Raw genomic sequence first — 12,489 nt, forward strand, 5'->3', positions numbered from 1 at the left:
AGATGAAGCTCTGGGGATAGGATATTTTGCTTATTTTACAAATGTTAACAAGTTGGCTGTCTCTACCAATAGAAATAGATTCATTATCAGTAAGCCGTTTTAGCATATTACAAAAGATGGAGCTTTAACAAAATGCTGTGCTGCGATCGCCCTTATTTATTCTTAAACTTACAGAGTGACCGCAGTTCTAAAATCACGCCAATATTGTACTCTATTTAGCCACATTTATCGATATTCAACTAAAATTTTAAGCAAACGAAGTAAGAAGGAAGAAGAAACAGGAAATAGGGAAGAGAAACAGTTTTGAGATGGCTTTTTTCCTTGCAACACGGCGAGTCGAAGGACTTAAGATCTAGTAAAAGTAAAATTACTTGCTCCACACTCAAAACTGCTAGCCCATTACCAATTAGTACATTGAGAGATATTACTTGAGTTGCTGGAGCGCCGCCTCAGCTTTTTGTACACCATCATTGTTGCCTTGCTGGCGGTAAGTATCAAGGGCTTGTTGAAAAGCTTCAATTGCTTCAGATTTGCGATCGCGCGCTTTGAGTGCCGTACCCATATTGTAATAAGCTTCGGCCCTGTTTGGATCGAGCTTAATCACTCGCCCAAAAGTGGTAATCGCTCCTAAAAAATCTTGTTTTTCCAGTTGAATTTCCCCGATTCCTGCGTGTGCTTCCACTAAATTGGGTCGCACCGCAATAGCCCGCTGATAAGCTGCCAGCGCTCCGTCTAAGTCGTTTTGACCCTTGAGAAGTTCGCCAATTTCTAACTGCACTTCTGGATTGCGGGGCTCCAATTTTGCAGCTTCTTCAAAAGCTGCTAGCCCTTCGGAAGTATAGCCGGCACGCAGCAAAGCAGTGCCTAATTTTAACTGGACACCTGCTTGTTTGGGAGCGAGTTCGGCTGCTTGTTGGAGTACGGTGACAGCACTGGCAAAACTTCCCTGCTGGATCAATACTAAACCCATTGAAGAATAAGCTTGCCAATTTTTCGGATCGAGGGCGATCGCCTCTTGGTATGCTTTAAAAGAACCGCTGTAATCTTTTTGCTGAAAGAGTACCACTCCGAGACCGATCCGGGCATTGACATTTTTGCGATCGAGCACAGCGGCGCGGCGATAAGCTGTGGCTGCTGCAGGATAGTTTTGTAAATTCGCCATAGCATATCCTAAGGCGTATTGGAAGTCAGCATTGTTCGGTTCCAGACCGATCGCTTGTTGGTAAAATTCCACTGAGGCTTGATAGTTGCCTTGACGCGCTTCTAAATAGCCAATACCAGAAAAAATGCGGGGGTTTTCCGTATCTAAACGTGCCGCTTCCTGATAAATGGCGATCGCCTTACTGTAGTCTCCTAAATCTACCAACTCGCGCCCTTGTCGCAGCAGAGCATCTAAATCTGAATTATTTTGAGGTTTGACTTCAACTGACGTTTCTGCTGAGAGCGCTATCTGGGGCGCTGCGACAGCGAAGGCTGCTACTAGCAACGTACTGAACACCAAGAGACTTTGTTTGTACACGGCCATTTGTTTCAAAGAGTGTGTGGAATGAAAGAGCGAGTTGCTGTCAGCCTGGCAAGCTGACAACTTATGGTTGACCAGGAATTTTTGAGCGGCGAGATGTAGTAAATCTACAGAACAAGACCCACTCAAAATTTTCGCAACTGAGGCCAACTGATGATTGTAACAACAACTGATATCATCCAAGGAGCAGAAATTCAATCTTACCTGGGAATTGTAACTGCTGAGGTTGTCTACGGCACCAATGCCCTGCGAGATTTCTTCGCTGGCATTCGGGACATCATCGGCGGGCGCACCGGCAGTTACGAGGAAGTGTTTCTCAAAGGACAGCGAGATGCCCTCGCGGAACTGGAAAAACGGGCCCAGCGCCTGGGCGCCAATGCCGTAATCGGGGTGGAAGTTGACACCGGCACGATTAATGTAGACTCGAGCGGGGCTTTGCTGCTGATTACTGCCGTTGGAACGGCTGTAAGATTGCGTTAAGCTGTATTTTCTCTATACGTCCGCATTTCCTGTATACATCCGGGAACTTTTCTAACGGGATAAAATAGTTATCACTCATCAGTCATCAATCATCAGTCATTAGCTAATAGCGACTGGCTGAGGGCTGATGAATTTTTCGTTTCTTTCTTCAGACATAGATACTGGTTATTTCCCCAGGCAGATATAGTTTCTATCAATCTCAGCCACAATCAATGCTTAGGTGAAAGATTGTTAAAAATTAAATCAACTCTCAGAGGAAAAAAAAACCTATGTCATACGTAAATAGACCTGTAGATAACGTTGGTACCGAACCCGTAGTTGTGAATTCAATGATGGAATACCACGATCGAGTACGTTGGGGTCCGATTTTTTCGGGTTTGGTAATTGCCATCGGCACACAACTGGTGTTAAGTGCATTGGGTGCTGCGATCGGGTTGAGCAACATTGCTAATTCAGGAGCTCCGCGCAGTATTTCAGGGGACGTGGGTACCGGCGTCGGGATTTGGTCAATTATTAGTTTGTTAATTAGCTTGGCCGTTGGCGGTTGGGTAACTGCTCGCGCTTGCGGCCCGATGAACCGCAACACAGCACTTTTAAACGGAGCAATTTTGTGGGCAACTACCTTAACAATTGGCTCTTGGCTGTTAGCAAATGGCGTGGCCGGTACTTTTGGCGTAATAGCTGCGAATGCGGGAGAAGCAATTAATCAAGCGCAGCAGGGCGGGGTCGATTTGCCGAACCGAGCACCTAACGTATCTGCTCAGGATGCTCGCAATATTGCTGGTAATGCTGCAAAAGCTGGTTGGTCCTTCTTGTTCGGCTCACTATTGGGTTTAGTTGCTTCGATGGTAGGAGCATCTGCCGGCGCGCGCACTCCCCGGAATTACTCGTAAAAGTTGCGTCAGACACGGAAACTTCATATTCAGGAAAGCACTTTTTTTAAGGTGCTTTTTTGTTGCTTTAATTCGTAAACTATTTTTTTATTGTTCGCAGGTTATACCTGAAAACGCATTTTTTGAGGCTCTGCCTCCCGGTTTTTAAAGGGAGGCAGAACCTCCAGATCTTTGTTCCCAGGCAAAGCCTGGGAACGAGGATAATGAACGATCAAAGCGAGAGAAAGCTGCTTATAGCGTACCCTACGAATTAAGCGCTGAAGTATTTGGCTGCTGGGTGATAGGTGATAATTGCGGTGGTTGATTGTTCGGGATAAAGTTGTTCGCTTTCATCCATGTAGAGGTTGATACGATCGCACTTTAACAATTCCAGTTGCTTGTACTGATCCGCCATATTCGGACAAGCAGGATAGCCGAAACTGTACCGCGAACCGCGATATCTTTGCGCTAGCATATCGCGAATGTTGTCCGGTTCTTCGCTACCAAATCCCAATTCGCGGCGAATTCGCGCGTGAGTCCATTCTGCTATTGCTTCCGCCGTCTGCACCGCTAACCCGTGAAAGTAGAGATAGTCGGTATATTGATGGTTAGCAAACAGCTTTTGCGCGTACTCTGTAGCAATTTCTCCCACTGTCGCTACTTGCATCGGAAATACATCGATTTTACCCGATTCTTTGGGCGCGAAGAAGTCGGCAATGCACAGCCGGCGCGCCGATTTTTGGCGGGGAAATGTGAATGTTACAGCGGGTGTCGATACATCTTGCCCGCCAGCCATGATTTCCGGGTCGTACAAATACAAAGAATTGCCTTCAGCTTGACAGGGAAAATACCCGTAAATTGCTTGCGGATGCAGTAACTTTTCGGCGATGACTTTGTGTTTCCACTCTTCCAATATTGGATAAACTTTCTCAGCTAAGAAAGCGTCGTATTCTTCCCGCGATTGGTCTTTTGGCTTGCGGAACTGCCACTGACCGGCAACTAAAGCTTGCAAATCTAAGTGCCAGAAAATCTCCTCAAAGGGGATGTCTTCTCCCTGCAACAGTTTCGTTCCCCAGAAAGGAGGAGTCGGGCGATCGATATCTGCTGCAACTGCTTCGGATCGCCTGGTATCTATCACCACAGGAGTGTCTGCTTTCTTGGTATCTTTTACAGAAGCTTCTGGCGAAGTTTCAGCTTCTTTAACCGCTGCATTATCGTCCTCTATTTCATCTAAAAATCCTTGCAAGTCTTCCCATTTACCAGCAGATTTTGCTGGCATGAGTTTGTCCATAAAATGCAAGTCAGAAAACGCATCTTTGCCGTAAATGACTTTACCTTTATAGGTATTTTGGCAGTCTTCATGCACAAACTTGGGAGTCAAAGCCGCGCCGCCCAAAATCACGGGAACCGTGATTCCTTTTTGGTTGAATACTTCCAGATTTTCTTTCATGAATGCGGTGGATTTTACCAGCAAGCCACTCATCGCTATACAGTCGGCTTTGTGCTTCTCGTAAGCTTCGATGATATTGTCAACCGACTGTTTAATTCCCAAGTTAATCACTCGGTAGCCGTTGTTTGATAAGATAATATCAACTAAGTTTTTGCCGATGTCGTGAACGTCGCCTTTGACAGTAGCGATGATAAATGTTCCTTTGGCGTTGTCCCCGGATTCGGACTTTTCCATGTGCGGTTCTAAATAGGCCACTGCCGCTTTCATGGTTTCTGCTGACTGCAAAACAAATGGCAGTTGCATTTGTCCCGAACCGAACAATTCTCCGACTACTTTCATCCCGTCTAACAGGAAAGTATTGATAATGTGGAGGGGCGGATAGGTTTCTAATGCTTTGGCGAGTTGGATATCTAGTCCAATGCGTTCGCCGTCGATGATGTGCTGCTTGAGGCGTTCTTCTACCGGAAGGCTTGCGTCTTCTGTACGATCGCGCTTGGTAGTTTTGCCCGCAAACACCGTTGTCAGCTCGCCCAAGGGGTCGTAAACGCAAATTTCGCCGTCAAACTCCCGTTCGTCGTAAATCAGTTTACGGCAGATTTCTTGGTGTTTGGGGTCGATTTTGGCGAGGGGCAAAATTTTATTAGCGCTGACAATTGCCGAGTCCATCCCCGCTTGCATTGCTTCGTGCAAAAACATGGAGTTCAAGACTTGCCGCGCCGCCGGATTCAAGCCGAAGGAAATGTTAGAAACTCCTAAGATGACGTGACAACCGGGCAATTCTTGGCGGATGCGGCGGATGGATTCGATGGTAGCTTTGCCGTTTTTTCTGTCTTCTTCTATCCCGGTAGAAATGGGCAACGCTAGGGTATCAAAAAAGATTTCCTCGGCGGGAATTCCGTAGGCGACGGCGGCCTTATATGCGCGCTGGGCGATCGCAAATTTTTTGTCTGCGGTTCTCGCCATTCCATCTTCGTCAATCGTACCGATAACTATGCCCGCGCCGTATTTTTTCGCCAACTCCAAAACTTGATAAAAACGCGGTTCTCCGTCTTCGTAGTTAGTGGAATTCAGCAAACATTTGCCGCCCGCAACTTTTAAGCCGGCTTCCATTTTTTCCCATTCGGTGGAATCCAGCATTAAAGGGAGAGTTGCATTAGTCACCACGCGGGAAACTAACTCTTTCATGTCTCGCACGCCGTCGCGGCCGACATAATCCACGTTAACATCGAGAATGTGCGCGCCTTCTCGCACTTGTTCCCTGGCCATTGCTACTAAACCGTCCCAGTCTTCGGCGTTTAGCAAATCGCGGCATTTTTTGGAACCGCTGGCGTTGAGTCTTTCGCCGACAATTAAGAAGGAATTTTCTTGTTCGTAGGGTTGGGCGCTATAAATTGATGCGGCGGATGGTTCCCAAGTAATTTCGCGAATCTTTGGTTTAAGAGTTTTGCCAATTTCTGATAGTTCGCGGATGTGATCGTAGCGGGTGCCGCAGCAGCCGCCGATGACTTGCACGCCTAAGTCTTCGACAAAGCGCATCAAGGCCATTTTTAATTCTATGGGCGTGAGTTTGTAGTGCGCGTGGCCGCCGATGTTTTCGGGTAAACCCGCGTTGGGAACGCAGGAAACGACGAAGGGCGAATGTTCGGAAAGGTATTTGACGTGTTCCGCCATGCGATCGGGCCCGGTGGCGCAGTTCAGGCCTAAAATGTCGATCGGGTACGGCTGCAAAATGGCTAGGGCGGCGCTGATGTCGGAACCGACTAACATTGTGCCCGTGGCTTCCATTGTGACTGATACCATTAACGGAATTCGCGCACCTTTTTTCTTAAATACTTCTTCAATGGCATTTAATGCTGATTTAATTTGCAGCACATCTTGACAAGTTTCGACAATAAATAAGTCAACGCCGCCGTCATAAAGTCCTTCTGCTTGTTCGGTAAAAGCGGCGGTGAGTGTGTCGAAATCGATGTGTCCTAATGTTGGTAATTTGGTGCCTGGCCCGATCGATCCTGCGACAAATCGAGGTTTTTCTGGGGTGGAAAATTCGTCGGCGATACCCTTGGCAAGTTCGGCGGCAGTTTTGTTGAGATAATATGCTTTGTCTGCCAAATCGTATTCGGCGAGTACGATGGAAGCGCCGCCAAAGGTGTCTGTTTCGATGACATCGGCCCCTGCTTCGAGGAATCCCCGGTGCACGTTGGCGACGGCTTCCGGTTTGGTGTGGACGAGATATTCGTTGCAGCCTTCGTATTCTTTGCCGCCAAAGTCTTCTGCGGTGAGGTTTTGGACTTGCAGGTTGGTTCCCATCGCGCCGTCGAAGACGATGACGGGGCGCGAGGGGTGGTGGAGTCGATCGAGGAATCTGCTATTCATAAGCGGTCAAAAAAAACGCAGGTGCTATATATTTACAATTTTCTCTATTGTGCAATATTGTCAACAATTATGTGACTGTTGGCAAACGACTAATTACTGAAGGATTTAATGGTGCTGACAATAGTTCGATCGTACCTGTAATTTTAGCGATCGCCCTGGATAATTGTCAAAATTCTGTTGTGGGCGAGGCTGCGGGGGGAAAACGGGCGAGTTGTGAGGGATTTTTTCGCTTAACTGTTGAGGAATTTGGCGCAAATGCGATCGCCACAATTAAACGAGTGATGTTAAAGCGCGATCGAATTCTCTGCTGTCTCGTAGTTAGGCTGATAACTACGATCGCAATCGGTACTCCTGGTGCAAGCAATGGTTTGAGTGTTTCTTCTACGCCTAGACGGAATTTGCTCAGATCCCATTAGTTGTTCATCAGATGTTTCTTTGATTAGTAAACGAGCTGATTGAATGGTAGGTACTGAAAAAGCGATAGCAAAGGGAATTGATTGGCTACCTGTACAGCTATCTTTCTGGATAACTATAAAAATTCACAAATTAGGTTTGGGGATTATCTTAAGGGTATAGAAACACCAAACATTGTTACTTCAGTAGAATGATGACTAATACTGCTTTTGTCACGCTGCTGCTGACGACGTTTTATACGTCCGTCCCAGTAAGTATTATTGCTATACTTTTGCTATCGCTTCAGCAAAGGTAATTAAGTCATTATTGATGACGTTTTTATCTATAATTACATCATCATAACTAGGTTGAAAATTGAGTCTAGCTAGAGAAAGATGCTAGAGCGATAGCAACCAAATGAGCTTTCTTTAAAGGATCGGTGATACTCTGCAGTTTTAGGTAACACCCACAGGTTTTGTTGACCCGCTTGTCACCTAGTCTGAACTGAACGGTGATGTAAGCAGAATTTACCCCGCACAGGGGGTAAATTCCGTCTGAAACCATTCCGAGGTGAGACTTGCCCGAATCATCGTCCAAGTCTTCTACATGACTACAATCTCTTACAACCCTTATGTGGCGAGGTTTTTGATTAAACTCATCATATAAAAATACTCTCCCCCTAAATATTAAGAAAATCTTAAACACATGACTGCGGTTTGTCGGCAGTTAAGTCGCTAAAACCGAGACAGGACAAAGAATACAGCCCCCCTGAACTACCCCTGTAGCGGGTAAGTTCCGTGTAAGACCCCTTAGCTTTACTATCCTTCTTTAGCCCTACCCCTTTAGGCCATTCTTTCTGTGCTTGCTTGAAGTAGTCCAAAATTCGCTTATACCCAATAAAGTAGTTAGCGGTGGCTTGGCGTGACTGAGTTAGATTGTTCGCTCATCCGCTCAATTATCCCTCTTACTGAGTCTGCTTGTGTTGTAAAGCATACAGCAGGTCACTCAGTTTTCGCTCAGACGCAGAACAGGTTCCCTAGATTGAGCCAGGGTAGGAGCTAGGATGGCGGAAAGTGGTAAAATAAGTCAGAAAGCTTAATTCAAATCCTGTCATTCGGATTATAAAATTAAACTGGATATTCCGCAGCAAGTGAGTTTGTTTTGGGCGATCGTCCGGCTGTGTATATTTCGGGTTGGAATAAATTAATGGATCGGGCGATCGAGCGTTTTAATTCCCCTTTGCTAAAAAATCAACTGTAGCCACTGTTTTGGCAAAGGGAATTATAGAATAAAACGTAAACAATCAGAGCAGCAGTAGAGAATAGATAACAAGTCTTTGTATTCTCCCTCTGTGATGATTTGGAACAGTGTTTAATCACAGCTACTTGCTCAATGCTGAGAACTTTGACTAAGGTTTGAAACCGGAGGCAAGTATAAATACTGCAATAATGTATAAATATTGCAATAATTCTTAAATACCAGTTCATCAAGATTTACATCTTGAGATAGATGAATTAATAGGTGAATGAGCTTATAATAAAATTTACTTGTTAGCGTGTCTAAAATTAACCCAAAAACCGGAGGATATTCCAATGCAAATAAGTGGCAAAGCCTTCGGCTCCTGCTCTCGCTGCGAAACATTACCCGCCAAAATAGAGGGCAGGGGAGGTCTATACCTATGGTTTCCAGTATCGCACACGCTGACCAAGGTTATTTCTGCACTAACCAAGGCTGAACTTGAATTCCGGCTGTTAGAAGAGAGCAAGTGTTTGTACATTATGCTTGAGGGAATAGCAAAAGAAAAGTTTAACGCCCTAGCCTCATCGGCGCTTACAAATCAAGAGTTGAAAGAGACAAAAGTTTTGTGGATGCGCGAAGTTGAACAGCCAAAACTTAGCGATTTTTATCGCAGCACTTCCTTAGACTCTTTTATTAATTTGAGTAACTCTGATTGGCTGTTAGATTTATTGTCCGAAGAACGCCTTACTACACATTTTCAGCCCATTGTTTATACCTCAGATACTTCTAAAATTTTTGCCCACGAAGCGCTGCTCCGAGGAATTGATGAGCAAGGAAACTTAATTTATCCGGGTCGGATTTTTGCCCGAGCAGAATCAGCAGGCCTAATTTTTCAACTAGATGTTTTAGCCCGAACTCGCGCTATCCGCGAAGCCCATGTTTACGATATCAAAGAACTACTTTTTATTAATTTTTCTCCGACTTCAGTTTACGATCCCGCTACGTGCCTGCGAAGAACAGTACAGGCTATTGATGAAGCGGGAATTCCTCACAGCAATATTGTTTTTGAAGTAGCGGAATCTCAGCACCCTCCTGATATCGATCACTTGATTAATATTCTGAGGTTTTACCGAGAGGCGGGATTTTTAATTGCCCTAGACGATTTTGGCAGCGGTTCTTCTAATTTAAATTTGATGCACCAACTGCGTCCAGATTTTATTAAGTTGGATATGCAATTGATTCGCAATGTCCATCAAGATTATTATAAGGCACTCATTACGGAAAAGATGTTAGAAATTGCTGCTCAATTAGAAATTAAAACAGTTGCTGAAGGTGTGGAAACTTTGGAGGAGTTTGAGTGGGTGCGAGAACGGGGAGCAACTTTGGTTCAAGGTTATTTGATTGCTAAGCCGACTTCTCCCCCGATCGCAGTTACAAGCTATATTGGTGGTGTTGAACCAGTGCCTATGTCTGCTTAAATGGTTTTCAGTTGCGATTTGGGGCTACTTTTTGATCGTACCCCAGAGCCTGGGGACACTTATCGGGAGGCTTTGCCTCCATTAAAATGAGACAAGATTTTGGAGGCAGAGCCTCCCGATATTCATTACCAGGCAAAGCCTGGTAATGAGAATAACTAGCATTTTAAACGCTCAAATTGCGCCGCAGAAAGCTTTCTAAAGATTCCATTCTCATCCCGTAGATTGATTCCAAGTTTTGCACTTCTTCGGGAGTGCAGAAATACTCGTTACCCAGCAATACGCGCAAAGTTCCTAAGTCTTTTTGAGCTTGAGGATTCAATAAACCCAAGGCATTTCTCAAACCGTCAAACACAACCAGTGGCGGGTTGATTACCATCGGTTCGCGATTGAATAAGCGTCCAAAAATGCGGGGAATGTCATCCCTTGTCAGCACATCCGGGCCACCGACTCGCAGAATTTGGTTGCGGGCGCCTTCGACTGTTGGCGAGTCTGCGGCAATCTTTGCTAAGTCGTCGGTACTGACAACAGATGTGCGGTTTTTGCCGTCGCCAATCAGCAGGTAAAGTCCGGTTTCTCGAAATCTTTCTGCTAGGGGTAACAAGCTGGAAGCAAAACCGGCAGGGCGCAAGATTGTATAATTCAATCCGCTGTTTTGCAGGTATTTTTCTACTTCTCGCTTGGCTTTGAATACTGCGGAATCTTCGTATCCTCGATCGACTCCCAGTACCGAAACAAAGACAAAGTGCTGCACTCCGGCTTCTTTGGCGCAGTCGATCAATTCTATGTTAGCGCGGTAGTGTACTGCTTGAACGTCGCCGCCGGTGCCGTGGGTGCTGATGATGTATTGCACTCCTTGGCAGGCTTTTTTAATATCTTTGTCTTGTTTTAAGTCGCCGATAAAAATCTCGGCGCCTCGGTTTTCTAGTTCTGAGTAGCGAGATGCGAGGCGAACGAATGCGCGGACAGGCTTTTCTTGCTGTCTGATTTCTCGTACAATTCGGCGGCCTAGTGCGCCTGTTGCTCCGGTTACTAAGAACATGATTTTTGGTTGTTGGTTGTTATTAACTGGATCGGAACTTACGCATAGGGTCGAGAAACCCGGTTTCTTAAATTTATCGTTGATAAACCTAAGATTGATGGTAGAAACCGGGTTTCTTTTGCCTTAATTTTATTTATAACTCATAAATCAAATTTCGACAATTACGGGGGCGTGGTCGCTGGGTTTGATTAATTTTCTGGGAGCAATGTCTATTGTACAGTTTTTTGCTTGTTCGTACAGGGGAGGGCTGAGATAATGGTGGTCGATTCTCCAGCCGTTGTTGCGTGGAAATGCGGCGGCGCGGTAGTCCCACCAGCTATAATGGCCGCCTTCTGTGGTGAATTTGCGAAAGGGGTCGTTTAATCCTAATTCTATTATTTCTGCTAGCGCTCGGCGCTCGGCTACTGATAGGCCCACGGAGTTAGCATTGGCTTTGGGATTGTGGATATCTCGATCGTCCGGGACGATGTTGAAGTCGCCGCAAATGCACAAGTTGGGGGATTTATCTAGTGCTATTTTGAGGTATTCTTGCAGCAGTTTGAGCCACTTTAGCTTGTACTCATATTTCTCGCTGCCAACTTCGGAACCGTTGGGAACGTATACGCAAATAATGCAAATATCGTCTATAACCCCGGCTATTAGGCGTTTTTGTTCGTCAAAAATACCTGCGGTTTCGTCGCCGAGAAGGGGGGCAAATCCGCTGCTGATTTCCGACATGGGCGATCGGCTAAAAATAGCGACGCCGTTGTAGGATTTTTGACCGGAAATATAGCAGTTGTAGCCGAGGTTGATGAAGGGTTCTAGGGGGAAGTCTTTGTCTGTAACTTTGGTTTCTTGGAGGCAAAGAACGTCTGGGGAGTTGGCTTGCATCCAGCTAGTAACGTGTTCTAGGCGGGTGCGGATTGAGTTGACGTTCCAGGTGGCGATTTTCATTTTTTGTTTGTTATATACTCTCTGATTACTGGCGCGATCGCAAAGTGCTATCGCCCATTTTGTTGTACTGTTTCAACTAATGACCGTCGTCCTAAAGATTGCATGACATTTAATAGTTCTGCCCGTGATAATTGCAGGTTTTCTGCTATTTGTAAGATGTCTGCTGGTTCGATCGTGCTTGCTAGCCAAGAGATAACTTGTTCTTCGGATGCGGTTAGGCGATCGCACTGCTGGTGCAGCAGAGATTCTAAGTCACCTAAGAATAGGGTATCATACGAGAGGAATTAGGAAACGCTACCGCTGAATAAGTCTTGAATCTATGACTTGTTCGATAGCAACCAGCTAAATGTGACTTTTTATGGTCGAGCTGGGATGTAAAAACCTACTAAATATGACTTTATATTGAATAAGTTAAGATGGCTGACATAACTTCAAGAACCACCGAACACTTAGACTACCCATTCCTATTAGTCACGCACATGGTCTGTGCGGATCAGCAGATTCACAGTGAAGAGTCGAAAGCACTACGCGAACTAGCAACGCAGATCGGCGCTTCTCCACGCACTCTCGCTGAGATGGAAAAAATTCTGGCTCAAGATGAAAACCAGCTTTCTGTAGAAGATTTAGCTCCTAATACCAATTTACTATGAAGTTGCACTTAATATAGCTTCAAGGATATAATCCCAACCACAGAGAGATAAAACTTCTTC

9 protein-coding genes are annotated in these 12,489 nt (G+C 45.5%); 5 read left to right on the forward strand and 4 right to left on the reverse strand.

The window, feature by feature from the left end; genetic code table 11:
• Positions 1 to 424 precede the first annotated feature (424 nt).
• Positions 425 to 1,525, reverse strand: coding sequence for a tetratricopeptide repeat protein (locus tag QUA27_RS09235; protein WP_333067558.1), 1,101 nt, complete (start codon positions 1,523 to 1,525; stop codon positions 425 to 427).
• A 150-nt stretch (positions 1,526 to 1,675) separates the two neighbouring features.
• On the opposite strand from QUA27_RS09235, the gene QUA27_RS09240 reads away from it, so the two are divergent.
• Positions 1,676 to 2,002, forward strand: coding sequence for a YbjQ family protein (locus QUA27_RS09240; protein ID WP_172184303.1), 327 nt, complete (start codon positions 1,676 to 1,678; stop codon positions 2,000 to 2,002).
• Between the two features lie 269 nt (positions 2,003 to 2,271).
• Positions 2,272 to 2,895, forward strand: coding sequence for a hypothetical protein (locus QUA27_RS09245; protein ID WP_333067559.1), 624 nt, complete (start codon positions 2,272 to 2,274; stop codon positions 2,893 to 2,895).
• A 250-nt stretch (positions 2,896 to 3,145) separates the two neighbouring features.
• Here QUA27_RS09245 and metH read toward each other — a convergent pair whose 3' ends face one another.
• Entirely contained in the window at positions 3,146 to 6,697 is a 3,552-nt protein-coding gene (gene metH / locus QUA27_RS09250; RefSeq protein WP_333067560.1) for a methionine synthase, read from the reverse strand.
• A 71-nt stretch (positions 6,698 to 6,768) separates the two neighbouring features.
• Between metH and QUA27_RS09255 the strand changes: the two genes are divergently transcribed.
• Positions 6,769 to 7,113 (forward strand): hypothetical protein, encoded by a 345-nt coding sequence (locus tag QUA27_RS09255; protein ID WP_333067562.1) that lies wholly within the window; start codon positions 6,769 to 6,771, stop codon positions 7,111 to 7,113.
• 1,569 nt (positions 7,114 to 8,682) lie between these two features.
• The gene (locus QUA27_RS09260) at positions 8,683 to 9,807 is read left to right on the forward strand and encodes an EAL domain-containing protein (protein ID WP_333067563.1); all 1,125 of its coding nucleotides are present in this window, start codon (positions 8,683 to 8,685) and stop codon (positions 9,805 to 9,807) included.
• A gap of 163 nt (positions 9,808 to 9,970) precedes the next feature.
• Here the strand turns inward: QUA27_RS09260 and QUA27_RS09265 are convergent, their stop codons facing one another.
• Positions 9,971 to 10,846 carry an SDR family oxidoreductase gene (locus QUA27_RS09265; protein WP_333067564.1) on the reverse strand — a complete coding sequence of 292 codons (876 nt, stop codon included), beginning with the start codon at positions 10,844 to 10,846 and terminating at the stop codon, positions 9,971 to 9,973.
• Positions 10,847 to 10,993: 147 nt separating this feature from the next.
• Positions 10,994 to 11,779 carry an exodeoxyribonuclease III gene (gene xth / locus QUA27_RS09270; protein WP_333067565.1) on the reverse strand — a complete coding sequence of 262 codons (786 nt, stop codon included), beginning with the start codon at positions 11,777 to 11,779 and terminating at the stop codon, positions 10,994 to 10,996.
• A gap of 416 nt (positions 11,780 to 12,195) precedes the next feature.
• Between xth and QUA27_RS09275 the strand changes: the two genes are divergently transcribed.
• Positions 12,196 to 12,429 (forward strand): hypothetical protein, encoded by a 234-nt coding sequence (locus QUA27_RS09275; RefSeq protein ID WP_333067566.1) that lies wholly within the window; start codon positions 12,196 to 12,198, stop codon positions 12,427 to 12,429.
• Positions 12,430 to 12,489: the final 60 nt, after the last annotated feature.

It is taken from the genome of Microcoleus harperi Pol14_C6 (assembly GCF_036701295.1).
Lineage (GTDB): Bacteria > Cyanobacteriota > Cyanobacteriia > Cyanobacteriales > Microcoleaceae > Microcoleus.

What these genes read in the sequence shown, in the direction of transcription:
- QUA27_RS09260 (WP_333067563.1), top strand. Translation starts at nt 8,683, where the DNA reads ATGCAAATAAGTGGCAAAGCCTTCGGCTCCTGCTCTCGCTGCGAAACA.
- QUA27_RS09245 (WP_333067559.1), top strand. Translation starts at nt 2,272, where the DNA reads ATGTCATACGTAAATAGACCTGTAGATAACGTTGGTACCGAACCCGTA.
- xth (WP_333067565.1), bottom strand. Translation starts at nt 11,779, where the DNA reads ATGAAAATCGCCACCTGGAACGTCAACTCAATCCGCACCCGCCTAGAA.
- QUA27_RS09265 (WP_333067564.1), bottom strand. Translation starts at nt 10,846, where the DNA reads ATGTTCTTAGTAACCGGAGCAACAGGCGCACTAGGCCGCCGAATTGTA.
- QUA27_RS09235 (WP_333067558.1), bottom strand. Translation starts at nt 1,525, where the DNA reads ATGGCCGTGTACAAACAAAGTCTCTTGGTGTTCAGTACGTTGCTAGTA.
- QUA27_RS09275 (WP_333067566.1), top strand. Translation starts at nt 12,196, where the DNA reads ATGGCTGACATAACTTCAAGAACCACCGAACACTTAGACTACCCATTC.
- metH (WP_333067560.1), bottom strand. Translation starts at nt 6,697, where the DNA reads ATGAATAGCAGATTCCTCGATCGACTCCACCACCCCTCGCGCCCCGTC.
- QUA27_RS09240 (WP_172184303.1), top strand. Translation starts at nt 1,676, where the DNA reads ATGATTGTAACAACAACTGATATCATCCAAGGAGCAGAAATTCAATCT.